The sequence below is a fragment of the Sorangium sp. So ce726 genome, assembly GCF_051521405.1.
In the GTDB taxonomy this organism is placed as follows: Bacteria; Myxococcota_A; Polyangia; order Polyangiales; family Polyangiaceae; genus Sorangium.
The window spans coordinates 12714780-12728283 of the sequence record NZ_CP150349.1; the positions used below are offsets into that span (position 1 = coordinate 12714780).

The 13504-nt window shown below is 72.1% G+C and carries 11 protein-coding genes; 7 read left to right on the forward strand and 4 right to left on the reverse strand.

Annotated elements, in window-relative coordinates; all coding sequences use genetic code 11:
* The first annotated feature begins 13 nt into the window (after positions 1 to 13).
* On the forward strand, positions 14 to 709 hold the full coding sequence (locus tag WME79_RS47365) for a hypothetical protein (RefSeq protein ID WP_437529128.1): 696 nt from the start codon (positions 14 to 16) through the stop codon (positions 707 to 709).
* A 23-nt stretch (positions 710 to 732) separates the two neighbouring features.
* Here WME79_RS47365 and WME79_RS47370 read toward each other — a convergent pair whose 3' ends face one another.
* A complete protein-coding gene (locus WME79_RS47370; RefSeq protein ID WP_437529130.1) occupies positions 733 to 2724 on the reverse strand; it encodes a serine/threonine protein kinase in 1992 nt (663 codons plus the stop codon).
* A 367-nt stretch (positions 2725 to 3091) separates the two neighbouring features.
* Between WME79_RS47370 and WME79_RS47375 the strand changes: the two genes are divergently transcribed.
* The 4 genes from WME79_RS47375 (at position 3092) to WME79_RS47390 (ending at position 6431) form a co-directional block, all read left to right on the forward strand.
* Positions 3092 to 4870 carry an AMP-dependent synthetase/ligase gene (locus WME79_RS47375; RefSeq protein WP_437529133.1) on the forward strand — a complete coding sequence of 593 codons (1779 nt, stop codon included), beginning with the start codon at positions 3092 to 3094 and terminating at the stop codon, positions 4868 to 4870.
* 3 nt (positions 4871 to 4873) lie between these two features.
* Entirely contained in the window at positions 4874 to 5587 is a 714-nt protein-coding gene (locus tag WME79_RS47380; protein ID WP_437529136.1) for an HAD family hydrolase, read from the forward strand.
* Between the two features lie 312 nt (positions 5588 to 5899).
* Entirely contained in the window at positions 5900 to 6109 is a 210-nt protein-coding gene (locus WME79_RS47385) for a hypothetical protein (RefSeq protein WP_437529139.1), read from the forward strand.
* A 10-nt stretch (positions 6110 to 6119) separates the two neighbouring features.
* Positions 6120 to 6431 carry a hypothetical protein gene (locus WME79_RS47390; RefSeq protein ID WP_437529142.1) on the forward strand — a complete coding sequence of 104 codons (312 nt, stop codon included), beginning with the start codon at positions 6120 to 6122 and terminating at the stop codon, positions 6429 to 6431.
* 216 nt (positions 6432 to 6647) lie between these two features.
* Here the strand turns inward: WME79_RS47390 and WME79_RS47395 are convergent, their stop codons facing one another.
* The 3 genes from WME79_RS47395 to WME79_RS47405 form a co-directional block, all read right to left on the reverse strand.
* Positions 6648 to 7058 carry a hypothetical protein gene (locus WME79_RS47395; protein WP_437529145.1) on the reverse strand — a complete coding sequence of 137 codons (411 nt, stop codon included), beginning with the start codon at positions 7056 to 7058 and terminating at the stop codon, positions 6648 to 6650.
* Positions 7059 to 7352: 294 nt separating this feature from the next.
* Positions 7353 to 7670 (reverse strand): YtxH domain-containing protein, encoded by a 318-nt coding sequence (locus tag WME79_RS47400; protein ID WP_437529147.1) that lies wholly within the window; start codon positions 7668 to 7670, stop codon positions 7353 to 7355.
* A 200-nt stretch (positions 7671 to 7870) separates the two neighbouring features.
* Complete coding sequence (locus WME79_RS47405) at positions 7871 to 8995, reverse strand: hypothetical protein (RefSeq protein ID WP_437529150.1); 1125 nt, start codon at positions 8993 to 8995, stop codon at positions 7871 to 7873.
* A gap of 498 nt (positions 8996 to 9493) precedes the next feature.
* Here WME79_RS47405 and WME79_RS47410 point away from each other — a divergent pair, with 498 nt between their 5' ends.
* Positions 9494 to 11641, forward strand: a complete 2148-nt coding sequence (locus WME79_RS47410) for a zinc-ribbon domain-containing protein (RefSeq protein ID WP_437529153.1) — start codon at positions 9494 to 9496, stop codon at positions 11639 to 11641.
* Entirely contained in the window at positions 11634 to 13493 is a 1860-nt protein-coding gene (locus WME79_RS47415) for a S49 family peptidase (RefSeq protein WP_437529155.1), read from the forward strand. The genes WME79_RS47410 and WME79_RS47415 overlap by 8 nt, the downstream gene beginning before the upstream one ends.
* Positions 13494 to 13504: the final 11 nt, after the last annotated feature.

Genomic DNA, 13504 nt, shown 5'->3' on the forward strand with positions numbered 1-13504 from the left:
TGAGCCTTGCCCCATGATGCTTGCCTGGTCGTTCGCAGCGCGCACACCCGACGAAATCGCCCGACTCCTCCGCGCCCTCGGCAAGCACCGGTACGTGCGCGAGGTCGATCATCGCCTCCACTGGTCCGTCGATCACGCCTTGTCCGAGCTGCCGGAGTTCGCGCCGCACGCGTCGGCCTTCCAGGCGCGCCTCCAGAAGGAGCCCGCGCTCGAGCTCGGCTCGCGCGATCCCTCGCTGTGGCGAGAAGCGAAGACCGAGGACGTGATCGCGGTCCTCACCGCGTTCTGGACCCCGGATGACGCGGCGCTGCGCTACAGGAGCCGCCTGCTCGAGGCGCTCGCGCGGACGGGCCTCCCCGAGGCCTCGCACGCCCCCTTCGCGTCGGCCCCGAACGAGCCCCCGCACCCGGAGCTCGTGCTGCTCGACTGGGAGCTCTACCCCGTCGACGAGCTCGACGCCGACCGGCACGCCGGCGCGCTGGCGGCCATGGAAGAGGCTGAGGAGGCGGTCAACGCGTCGGCGCCGATCTACAACGAAGGTCCCGTCATGGCGGCGCCGGAGCTCTGCGAGGGAGCGCCCAACGGGGCGCTCGCGGACGACTTTCTTGTGTGGTCGGACGGGCCTTACAGCTACTCCGACTACGTGTTCCGCGGCGTCGCCAAGGCGGCGAAGCTCGTCGAGCCGCCGATCGGTTACCAGGATCTGTAACGGTCGCCCGCGGACCGAGCGCGTCAGTAGGGATCGGGCTTCGGCGGCGGGATGGTGGGATCCACCTCGGCGGGGGGCTTGACGATCTTCGGGATCGCCGTAGCTGCGGGGGCCGGCCCTCTCTGCGCCTGAGAGAGCGTCACTTCGAGCTCGATGTCTCGGTCAAACACGAGCATCCGTCGCTGCGTGGCGTGGCCTGGCGCGGAGACCTCGATCCGGTGCGCCGCGCCGTCCTTCATGAGCTTGCCGTCGAACGGGTTCGAGGGGAGCTCCATCCCGTCGACGAAGATCTTCGCGCTGGCAGGGCTCGCCTTGATCGATGCGCGGAGGAGCGACGCGTCGATCTGCTCGCGTGGAGCGCTGCTCGCGGCGGATGGCGGCGAGGGCTCGGCGCGGGGCGGGGAGGCCGCCGGCGCGGGCAGCGCGCTCTCGGCCGGCGGCGCGGTCACGCGGAGGCTCTGCTGGCCCGGATCGCGCAGCTTCAGGTACAGCGTCGCGGCGCCGACCAGCGCGATGACCGCTGCGGACGCGACGAGCGGCAACCGGGAGCGCCGCGGCGCCGGCGCGGGCTGAACGGCCGTGGCCGGCTCGGTCCGCACGACGGCGTGGAGCGTCGCTTGCGGAGCGCTCGAGCGGTGGAGGGCGCGCGTGGGCGCCGACGGCGAAGAGCCCGTGGTCGCCCCCTCCTCCTGCGCGGGAGGATCCGAGTCGAGCGGGTCGCGCCCTGGCAGCGACGGCAGCCTCGCCGCGCGGCCGGCGAGCCCCGCGCTCCCCGCGTCGGCGCCGTGCTCCTGCAGCTGCTTGAGCTGGCGATCGATGATCGCCCGGATCTCGGACCGCTCGCTGGCGAACAGCTCGCGCATGAGCGCGCCGAGCTGCTCGGCTGTCACCTGCTCTTCCAGGCGTTCCGCGTAGCGATCGAGCTCCGCGCGGAAGGCGGCGGCCGTCGAATAGCGCTGGTCGGGCGCGTGGGCGAGCGCCTTGGCGCAGATGCGCGCGAGCTCGACGGGCACCTCGGGGCGCGCGGACCGCAGGTCCGGGACGTCCCGCATCAGGCGCGAGATGATCTGCGGATCCGAGAGCCCGCGCCAGAGGCGGCGGCCGGCGAGCATCTCCCAGAGGATGACGCCGGCCGAGAAGACGTCCGCGCGCCGATCGATCTGGGAAGAGTGCGAGAACGCCTGCTCCGGCGCCATGTACGCGACCTTGCCCTTCATCGTGCCGGTCTGCGTCTCGACGAGGCGGTGCGCCGCGAGCGCGATCCCGAAATCGACGATCTTCACCTGCCCGTCGTAGGTGACGAAGATGTTGTGGGGGCTGATGTCGCGGTGAACGACGTTGAGCGGCGCCCCGTCGTAGTCGACGAGCTCGTGGGCGTAGTGGAGGCCGGCCAGCACCTCGCTGAGGATCCAGAACTGGACGGCGAACGGGATCGCCCGCGCTTGCTCTCGCGCGCGGGAGATCACCCGGCTCAGCGGCTGCCCGTCGAGGTACTCCATGGCGATGAAGTACTCGCCGTCCGCGAGGCCGACCTCGTTGGTCTGCACCACGTTGCGGTGGTTCAGGCGGGCGGCGAGGCGGGCCTCGTCGAGCAGCATGTCCCGGAACTCGGGCTCGTCGGCGATGTTGGGCCGGAGGCGCTTGATGACCTGCAGCTTGCTGAAGCCCGCCGGCCCCACCGAGACCGCCAGGTGCACGTCCGCCATGCCGCCGTGACCGAGCGTCGCGATGAACCGGTACTTTCCGAAGCTCCGCGCGTGCCGGTCCGAGGGCGACGGCGCCGCGTCCGGCGGCGCATCCCGGCCGACCGTGGTCGTGGCGTCGCGGTCCGGGCGCCGCACCTGGACGGTGGGCGGGGGCTCGGGCGCGGGGACGAGCCCCTGCCTGGAGACCAGGGTCCCGCCGTCGATCGCTGCCCGCACGCGCTCCGGTGGGCCCGAGGCGGCGAGCTCGTTGCTGCGGGCGGAGTCCGCCGCCCAGTCAGCTTCCTCGATCGTCCCTTTGCGCTGGCCCACCGCCGAATGGTCCTGATCCAAAGACGTGCAGTCAAGCTGACGACAACGCGGGCCAGCGTTTGCGCGGCAGCGGGCGGAGGACGAGCGGCTCGCCCATGACGGCGGGCCGGCGTCCCGCCCGTAACCGCGGCAAGGACCGCCGTGCGCTCGGCCCGCACCAGCGCGCGATCGAGCGCGGGATCCGCCGCGCGTGCGCTCGGAGCGCCGCCGGACAGAAGCGCCCGGCGGGAACGTTTCACGCTCAGAACGCCGCGGCGTCTGCTGGTACTGTGCGGGGCGTCACCCCCCCAGGCGCTCCCAGATCTCGGGCGGGTGCAGGAAAATTCGCCTGTGATTGCGCGTCCTTGCCCGTGAACGAGGTAGCCCGATGCCCTGTGACTCGATACCGCGGCGCCTGCTAGGCCAGGCGAAGGTGCGCCCCGAGGCTCCTGCCCACTACGTCAAGGAGGGGGGCTTCTGGAGGATGACCAGCTTCCGGGAGTACGCGGGCGAGGTGCGGCGCGCCGGCAAGGCGCTGCTGGCGCTTGGCCTCGAGCCCGGCGCGACGGTCAGCCTCCTCGGCTTCAACCGGCCCGAGTGGGCGGTGCTCCACGTGGCCTGCATGGCGATCGGCGGCGCTCCCGCGGGCATTTACACGACGTGCTCGCTCGAGGAGGTGCGCCACGTCGTGCGCCATGCGGGGTCGCAGGTGGTGCTGGTCGAGGACAGGGCCCAGCTGGAGAAGGTGTTGAGCCAGTGGGATCGGCTGCCGCGGCTCTCGTGGGTGGTGATGATGCGGGGCGCGGAGCCCGCGGGCGATCCGCGGATCCTGGCCTGGGATGAGTTCCTCGCGCGGGGCGACCGCATCTCGGACGAGCTGCTCGATCAGCGGCTCGACGCGCTCGAGCCGGGGGGCCTAGCGACGCTGCTCTACACCTCCGGGACGGTGGGGCCGCCGAAGGGGGTCATGCTGAGCCATGAGAACCTCACGCGCTCGGCGGACATGGCGGAGCGCCTCATCCCGTGCTCGTCCCGGGACATCGCGCTCTCCTACCTGCCTCTTTCGCACGTCGCCGAGCAGATGTTCACGATCCACATCCCGGCCTCGGTCGGCGCGGCCGTGTACTTCGCCGAGTCGATGGCGGCGCTCGCCGACAACCTCAGGGAGGTGCGGCCTACCATCTTCTTCGGGGTCCCGCGCGTCTGGGAGAAGCTGAGGGCCGGGATCGACGCGAAGCTCTCCGGCGCGAAGGGCTTGCAGAAAATCACGCTCGATCAGGCGAGGCGCGTCGGGCTCCAGCACAGCGAGCTCCGCGCCCGAGGTGAGCAGCCGGGGCCGCTGCTCGCGCTGCAGCACCGCGCCTTCGACAAGCTGGTCTACGCGAAGGTGAAGGCGGCCGTGGGGCTCGGCCGGGCGCACGCGTTCAGCAGCGGCGCGGCCCCCATCGCGAAGGAGGTCCTCGAGTTCTTCGCGTCGCTCGACATCCTGATCACCGAGGTCTACGGCCAGTCCGAGGTGACCGGCCCAACGAGCTACAACGTGCCGGGCAGGACGAAGCTCGGCTCTGTGGGGCCGTCGGTGCCAGGCATGGACGTGAAGATCGCGGACGACGGCGAGATCCTCGTGAAGGGACCGACCGTGTTCCTCGGCTACTACAAGGAGCCAGAGGCGACCGCGCAGGCCCTGGTCGATGGCTGGCTCCACTCGGGGGATCTCGGCCGGTTCGACGAGGAAGGGTTCCTCCACATCACCGGGCGGAAGAAGGAGATCCTGATCACGGCCGGCGGAAAGAACATCTCGCCCAAGAACATCGAGGAGGCGCTCAAGCGCCACGACCTCATCGCCGAGGCGGTGGTCGTCGGCGATGGGCGCAAGTTCCTCACGGCCCTGCTCGTGCTGGCCCCCGACGCGGTGAAGCGCCTCTCGGCCGAGCGCGGGCTCGGCCGCGATCTCTCGCACGCGTCGCCCGAGATCAGGGAGGCCGTGCAGCAGGCCGTCGACGAGGTGAACGGCGAGCTGGCGCAGGTCGAGACGATCAAGAAGTTCTCGATCCTGCCGCGCGGCTTCACCATCGAGGACGGCGAGCTGACGCCGACGCTCAAGATCAAGCGGCGCAATGTGAGCCAGAATTTTGCGCGCGAGATCGAGGCGATGTACGCCGAGTAATCCATGCGCAACGAGCCTGCGACAGCCGTCTCCTTCGACTTCGGCCAGACCCTGGTGGAGCTCGACACCGGGCTGCTCTCCGCCCGCCTCGCCGAGCGGGGCATCGACGCGCCTCGGGAGCGGCTGGACGGGGCGGTGGACGAGGGCTGGCGCGCGTACAACGAGGCGATCCAGCGCGGGCTCGGCGGCCACCCGTGGAAGATCATGATGCGCCGCCTGCTCGAGGCGGGCGGCGTCGAGGTCAGCGCGCTCGACGCGGCGGTCGACTGGCTCTGGACGGAGCAGCCCCGGAAGAACCTCTGGCGCCGGCCGATCGCGGGGATGATCGACGTCGTGATCGAGCTCCGGCAGGCCGGCGTACCGGTCGCGGTGCTGTCGAACTCGGAGGGCCGGCTCGAGGAGCTGATCGAAGAGCTCGGCTGGTCGGCGCACTTCGTGGCGGTGGCGGACTCGGGGCGGCTCGGGTTCGAGAAGCCGGGCAGGGAGATCTTCGCGTGGACGGCCGAGCGCCTCGGCGCGCCGCTCCCCGCGGTGGTCCACGTCGGCGATTCCTTCGCCGCAGACGTCGGCGGCGCCCTCGCGGCAGGGATGCGGGCCGTCTGGTTCAAGGGGGACCCGACGAGGGCTGCGGAGGTGTCCCAGGCCGAGCGGGTGGCGGTGTGCGACGGCGCGGAGGCGCTGCGCCGCGCGCTCCGGGCGTTCGGCGTCCGCTTCTAGCGTTCTAGCGCGTGCGCTGCGCCGCGCGCCGCCGTGCGGCCAGCGTGCTCTCCACGAGCCCGCCACCTGGCGAGCGCGGCCCGCAAGCGCGGCGCTCGCGCGCGAGGTCGCGAGGTCCACACGCGCGTCGCTCACTCGCCCTTCCGTCCGTGAGCACGAACGTCCCGGAAGGCGCTCCGCCCCGCGCTCGTCGCGCGCGCTTCTCCTCTGGCTCTCCTCGCCCTGCTGCCCCGTGCCGGTGGGTCGGTCTCCAGATCGTGCAGCCGATGCACGTCGCGCGGTGGTTCGGGCATTGCTGGAGACCGGTTCACGATGATCGCCAACGATGCAGACATCGAACAAGAGTCCGGACGCCGGGAGCGGCGCGCGAATGGTCCCGCCGCCGTCCCTCGCCTCTTCGGCGAGGTCCGCCGCGCGGACGAGCGGCTCGTCTCGCTCGTGCAAGAGCGCCCTGTGGCCACGCTCCTCGCGGTGGCGGCCGTGGGCTACCTGATCGGACGGGTCGTTACACGGCTGAGTTGAGGAGGTCATCATGACGGCACGCGAGGTCGAGGCCGAAGGGGAGCGCGACGCGCGGGAGATGGTGAACGACGCGCTCAGCCGGCTCGACGCGGCGGAGGTCAAGCGGGCGGTCTCGGCGTTCGCGCGGGACAACCCGCACGTGGCGCTCGCAGCGGCGGCTGGGCTGGGGTTCCTGCTCGGCGGGGGCCTGACGCCGCGCGTGCTCAGCAGGCTCGGGTCGCTCGCGACGCGCAGCTACGTCAAGAGCGCGTTGGCCCAGGCGGTCGAGCTCGTCCTCGATGAGCAGACGCGGTCCCAGAGCCATCTCGGCTCGTCGCCCTGATCCAGCAGCCACCTGTGGCGCGGTACTTTGGCTGAAGGTGGGTCGTTTGAACCGCCAAGCCGCCAAGGACGCCAAGATTCTTGAGGTTTCTTGGCGTCCTTGGCGGCTTGGCGGTTCCCTCATGGGCGCCTCCCGGCCGCGTCCGGATGTGGAGCGCGGCTCGCGCGTTGCTCGTTCGCAAGGTCGCCGGGCCACGCCACACCGGGCGCACGTCCGTCAGGCCCTGCGGCTGTAGGTCTTCCGGATGCGGCGACCGCCGCTCTCGCTCAGCACCTCTTCAACGCTGCGGGAAACGTCGGGCAAGCACCGCACGGAGAGCAACGCGCCGCCGCCGGGGCTGCCCTCGTCGAGCCGGCGCGCCTCGTACTCGGGCAGGCGCGCGCCGAGGACGGCGCCGAGCAGGGTGCCGGCCGCGCCAGCGGCGCCCGCTCCCGCGAGGCACGCGACGATGGGCCCCGCCAGGAACGCGTCGAGCCGCGGAATGATCAGCGCGCCTCCTGCCGTGATCGCGGCGAGCGTGCCCCCGACGAGCCCTCCGATCACAGCGCCCAGGGCGGCCCCTTCGGACGCCTTGCTGTGGATCGTGAGCTCGATCTCGTCCAGACGGGAGTGCTGCCTGGGCACCATGCTGATGTCCTCGGCCGCGACGCCCAGGGCGAGGAGGCGGCCAAGTGCGCCCGCGGCTTCCGTGCGACCTGGGAAGAATGCAGTGAGCGTCCGGTAATACATCATTCGACGAGTGCCCCTGTGCCGCGGTTCGCGAGGTGTCTCGTTCAATCCATCTGCTCTCGGAAAAGCATCGCTTGTGCCGCTCCGGCTGCGCAGATGTCGCTCGGCCGCTGGAGCACATCCCGGGAAATGATGGAAGGCGCCGCTCCGCGCGTGGGCGGTGCGGCGCCTTCGCGCCCCCCTGGAGCTCGCTCAGCGGGCGCCGAGCTCGTTGGAGTACGAGCCGGTGCTCTCCTGGAGCTTCTCCTGGATCTGGTTCTGGGTCCGCTGCGCAGCGCCCAGGGCGCGATCCTTGGCCCTCTCCGCGCGCTCGCGCAGCCGGCTCGTGCTGTCGCGCAGCCGGCGGCGAGCCTCGTCACCCGACGTCGGCGCGACCAGGACGCCGACCCCGACGCCGAGGGCGACGCCAAGGCCGAGCCCGACCGACATGGGAACGATCCAGTCGAGTGAGCTCCTTCTCCTGTAGGGGAACATGTCGGCCATGTAATTGACGAGATCGTTTGCCTTCATTGTGGCTCCGTCGGTTCGCATCGCGTGGGGGCGCGTAACGCGTATCCCTCAGCGTGGATTCACGTGGCTGGAACAGTGACCGGCGGGACGTGAGGCAGCGCGCATGCCAAGGGCATATTGCGCACGGAGGGGGCAGGGCAGGGGGCTTCCCTGCCCCGAGGTGCGATCGCGGGCGATCGCGGCGGAGGAGCGCCGCGGTGTTACCTGCAGAAGCCGTCGATGCAGATCTTGCCTTCGCTGCAGGGCGTCTCGGGATCGCAGTCGCCGCCGAGGTTCTCGCTCGATCCGCAGACCTGGTGCTCGCCGGAGAACGTCGCCACGGTCCTGCACTCGCTCAGCGAGGGCGACTGGTTGTCGCAGGCGTTCGGGTTCGGCTGGTCGCACGAGATGTAGCAGCTGTGGTGCAGACAGATCGAGCCCGGCGCGCAGACGTCCTGCGCTCCATCCTCGCCGCACACGAAGTTGCTCGACTGATTCGGGATGCAGCCGTTCTCGACCCAGACGTCGCCCTCGGGGCAGGCGGCGCCGTCGCTCCTCGGAACACAGGCACCGTCGACGCAGACGGCAGAGGGACCGCCGCAGTCGTCGGTGATGACGCAGGGCTGCGCAGGGTGGGAGCAGATGCCGAGGGTCGTGTCGCAACGGTAGCTGCTGGGGCAGTCCGCGTCCTCGCTGCAGGCGGGCGTGCATTTGCCCTCGACGCACTTGTCGTTGACCGGACACTGCGTCTGATCGAAGCACTGATCCTGGGGCGCGGTGCAGATGCCGCTGACGCAGAGGTAGTCAGCGCCGAGGCGGGCGCAGTCGGCGTCGGCGCCGCACGCGGCCGGGGTCGCCGGCACGCAGATCGCATCGGCGTCGTCGCCCTCGCAGACATAGCCGTGGATGCACCCGAGCGGCTCGCCGCTCGGAAGGACCTGATCGCAGCTGCCGGGCTGACACGTGCCATCCGGCGCGCAGGTCTCGCCATCGGCGCAGTCGTCCGGGTTGCCGCAGTACACGACGTCGCCGGGGGCCCCGCCGCTGCCCCCCTCCCCGGAGGAGCCGCTCGCGACGCAGGCGGCGGTGTGGTCGTCGGCGATGACGCACTCGAAGCCCCGGCTACACCCCCAGGTCGTGCAGTCGCCGACGTGGCATTCGTTGTCCTCGCCGCAGGTCTCGTTGATCCCGCAGTCGGCTGGCACGTTACAGCCGCTCGGGATGCTGGGCCCGCAGTCCTCTGCATCACAGAAGTGGCTGTCGGCGTCATCGTCGTCGTAGATGGGGCAACCCGCGAGGAGGGGCGCCAGCACGCTCGCGAGACCCAGCAGAGTAAGTCGCTTCATTCACCGTCTCCCGAAAGCATTCGGCCGCCCGGCGTCGAGGAGCCGCGCCCTCGCGCGTGACGGTCGCGACCGGACGAGCGTAGCAAGCGACATGCCCCACACAAGCCTGGCAAGTCGCGGCGTATTTCGGCCGATCGAGCGCTCGCCGTGAAGCCGCGTTCACGTCGGCATGTGGCCTCCGCGCGCGGCTAGGCGAGGCGAGGCGCGACCCGGCCCGGCCCGGATGTGCCCCGCCTCGCGGAGGCCACGCGGCGGCGGCCGCGACATCGGGGGGACAGGGGGGACCGGACAGGGGGGAAACAGCCGAGGACCGTGAACCCTGAACCGCGGAGGAAAGCGGAGGACGGCGCGGCGCGGCGCCGACCCTTTGGGGCGCACAGGGGAACCCGTGCTACCGTTCCGCCGAGTTCCGGGCGGCTACCTCACGAACGAGGAACCCCGGCAGGCTCGCGCCTGGGGGGCCAGCCGTTCGCGAGGACACGGGGACCGGTCGAGCAGATGGATGTCACCTGCGAGCGTTGCAGCACCGAGTACGAGTTCGACGACGCGCTCGTGTCGGAGCGCGGCACGACGGTCAAGTGCACGAACTGCGGCTTCCAGTTCAAGGTCCGCCGCACCGACGGCGCGCTCCCCGAGAAGTGGGTGGTGCGCACGCTCGGCGGCCGGGAGCTCGAGTTCAAGATGCTCCGGGAGCTCCAGGCGGCGATCACCCAGGGCCAGATCACCCGCGACGACGTGATCTCGCGCGGCAACGCGAGGCCGCGGCGGCTCGGGTCGATCGCGGAGCTGGAGCCGTTCTTCAAGGGGCCGGGCGGCATCGTGATGGCCGGGACCGCGCTGGGCATCGGCGGGCCCTCGCCGTTCCCTGGCCGCTCGAGATCGCTGACGCCTCCAGGGCTCGGCGGTCCGGCGCCGGTGCAGACCGAGGTCTCGGTCGCGATCCCGCTCCCGCGGGCGGAGAGCGACGCGGACATCGCCCCCGAGTCCATCCACGACGCAGAGACGGTCGTTCGGGACGTGCGGGAGGTCCAGTCGGGCAAGGAGCGCCCATCGCCGCGCCGCGGGGCGCAGACTGCGGCCTACAATTCCGAGGCCAGCGCCCCCGCGCGGGTGATGACGAAGCCGAGCGCGCTGCCCGGGGTCGTGGTGCCGCCGGAAGAGGCGCCGCCGCTGCCGGACGGGCACCCCGCGCGCCGGCAGGAGCCGCGGACCCTCCGCGGTGCGGGGGTCGCCGAGGTGCGCCAGGGCAGCGTCAGGCCCGGGCCCGCGGACGCCGGCGGCGACGGGCAGGGGCGCGCTGCAGGCGTCGTTCCGCTGCGGATGCCGAACAGCGTCCCACCGCCGCGCATCGAGCGCGCCGCCGCGCCCGCCGACAGCCCGGGAGAAGAAGCCCCCGTGGCGAGGCGCGGGGCGCCGCGCGCGGCGAGCGAGGACCACGCGTCGCGGCGGGCAGCGACGTCGGGGTCGCCGACCGCACCCACGGAGCCCGAGGGGCGTCCCTCCTATGTCGACGAGGGGGACGGCGATGCGGGGATCACGTCGCTGCCCTCGAGGAGGACGGGGATCGCGCGGTGGGTCGTCGGCCTCATCGTCGTCGGCCTCATGGTGGTGAGCGCGGCGACCCTCGGGCCGAAGTACCTCAAGCCGGCCGTCCAGGCCCGGCCTGCGCCGAGCGACGATCGCGTCTCGGCGCTGCTCGCCGAGGGCGAGAGGAGCCTGGCCGAGGGGGATCCGGAGACGGCGAGGGACAAGCTCGTCAAGGCGAGCGCGCTCGCCGAGGACGATCCGCGCGTCGCGGCGGCGCTGGCCCGGGTCGAGACGGTGAACGCGGACGTGCGGTGGCTGCGGCTGCAGCTGCTCGCCGCAGGGGACGCGGATCTGGACACGGTGCGGCACGAGCTCGACGTCGCGATCGAGCGCGCCCGCAAGGAGGTCGAGCACGCGCGGCGCGTCGCGCCGGCGAACGCCGAGGTGACCCGCGCGGCGATCGATCTGCTCCGCATGCAGGGCGACCTCGCCTCCGCGCGGAAGCTCGTCGGCGCGATCTCGGCCGAGAGCGCGCAGCCGGAGAGCGCGCTGACGCTGGCCGCGCTCGATCTCGCGGAGGCTCATCCGAGCTGGACCGCCGTCGTCGAGCGGCTCCGGACGGCGGCGAGCATCGAGCAGAGCCCCGGGCGAGCGCGGGCGCTCCTCGTCTATGCGCTCGCGAGGTCCGGCGATCTCGCGGCCGCGCGCGCCGAGAACGAGCGTCTGCTGGCGACGAGCCGGCCGCACCCGCTCGCGCGCCCGCTCCGGGCCTTCATCGATCGGCTCGAGAAGGCGCAGGGCGAGCCAGGCAGCGTCGCCGAGCCGGCGTCGAGCGCGCGCGCGGAGAGCCCGCAGGCGGGCGCTCCTCCGCCGAGCCCGTCGACCGCGGCGAGCGCTCCTCCAGCGAGCCCGTCGACCACGCCGGGCGCGCCGGGGCGCCCTCGGCGCGGGCCGGAGCCGGAGCCAGACGACGGCCGCGTGCCCGACGACTACGTCGCCCCGGGTGGCACCATCGATACGAGCGATCTGCCCGGCGTGCATCCGCCGCCGACCGCCGCGCCTGGGGCGACGGCGCCGCCGATCGACACCTCGGATCTGCCTGGAATGAAGCATGACTAAGCGCCGAGCTCGAGGGGTGCGGTGGACGGGCGTCGGCGCCCTCGCCGTGGCGGTATCGATGGCCGGGTGCAGCGGGAGAGAGCGGGCGGCGGCGCTGCCGGCGCCCCCCGCGGCGGGCCTCGACGAGCCGGCGGTCATCGAGATCGATCTCTCGCGCGGGCTCCCCGAGAGCGCGTCCGCGTCGCTCTTCGGCCCGCCGAGCGGCAGGACCCACGCGCAGCTCGTGCAGTCGCTGCGAGCGCTCTCCGGGGCCGCGACCGCGAAGGGGTTCCTCGTGCGGCTCGGGAGCGCGCGCCTCGCGTTCGCGCGGGCCCACGAGATCGGCCGGATCCTCGGCGATGTCCGCGCGGCGGGGCGACCGGTCGTGTGCCACGCGGACGAGTACAACAACGCGACCATGCTCCTGGCGTCCATCGCCTGCAGCAAGCTCTGGCTCAGCCCTGCCGGGCAGGTCGACACGGTGGGCATCGCGGCGCAGCTGGTGTTCGCGAAGGGTCTCCTCGACAAGCTCAACGTGGACGTCGACTTCCTCCAGGTGGGGAAGTTCAAGGGCGCGAGCGAGCCGTTCACGCGGGAAGGGGCGAGCCCCGAGGCACGTCGATCGCTCGAGTCCGCGCTCGGCGGGGTCCGTGAGGCGTGGCTGTCGGCCATCGTGGAGGGGCGCGGCAAGGAGGAGCTCCGGGAGGCCCTCGAGGACGGTCCGTTCGCTCCTGAGGAGGCGAAGGCGAGGGCGCTCGTGGACGAGATCGGCGATCTCGAGTCCGCGACCGAGGACGCGAAGAAGCTCGCTGGCACCGAGCGCTCTGTGCCGCGGTTCGGTGGCGCCCCGCGCGATTCAAGCTTCTCCCGGAGCCTCGTGGACGTGTTCCGCTCGGTCTCCGGGGCGAGCACGCTGGGGACGCCGCATGTGGCCGTCGTCCCGGCGATCGGCGGCATCACCATGAGCGCCAAGGGGATGCCCCTCGGCTCGTCGGACGGGATCGGCGAGCGCGAGCTCGGGCAAACGATCACGCGCCTCACCGAGGATCAGAGCGCGAAGGCGGTCGTGCTCCGGATCGACTCGCCCGGCGGCTCGGCGCTGGCCTCGGATCTGCTCTGGCAGAAGCTGATGCGGCTGCGGCAGAAGAAGCCGCTGGTCGTCTCGATCGGCGGGATGGCCGCGAGCGGCGGCTACTACCTCGCCTGCGCTGGCACCAAGATCGTCGCCGAGCGGACGAGCATCATCGGCTCGATCGGCGTCGTGGGCGGCAAGTTCGCCGTCGGGAAGGCGCTTGCGGACATCGGGATCAACGCAGAGACGGTCGCGGCCAACCCGGATCCTCAGCGGGCAGCGCGCGCCGCGTACATGTCGGCGCTCACACCCTGGGACGAGCCCACACGCGCCCGTGTGCTCGCCTCCATGGAGGCGGTTTACGATCTGTTCCTGAAGCGCATCACGGCGGGACGGAACCTCCCGCTGGAGACGATCGCGCCGTCGGCGGAGGGACGTATCTTCGGCGGGGTCGAGGCCGCAGGACGCTCGCTCGTCGATGAGCTCGGCGGCTTGGAGCGAGCGATCGCGCTCGCGCGCGAGCTGGCGGAGCTGCCGACGGACGCGCCGGTCGAGATCGAGCAGGACGACGGCGGGCTGCTGGAGCTCCTGGCGACGGGCGACGAAGCCAACGAGGGCAGCGCGCGGGCTCCCGACCGCGCAGCGCTCAAGGAGCGCGCGCGAGAGGCGATGGCTTCCGTCCTCCTGCCGGAGTGGCTCGGCGTCGCGCCGGAGGTGGGGACCTTCGCCGCCTCCATGGCGCCTCTCCTGGCCGGAGAGAGGGCGCTCACGGTGTTACCGTTCGCGGTGACGCTCCGGTAAAGCGCGAGATT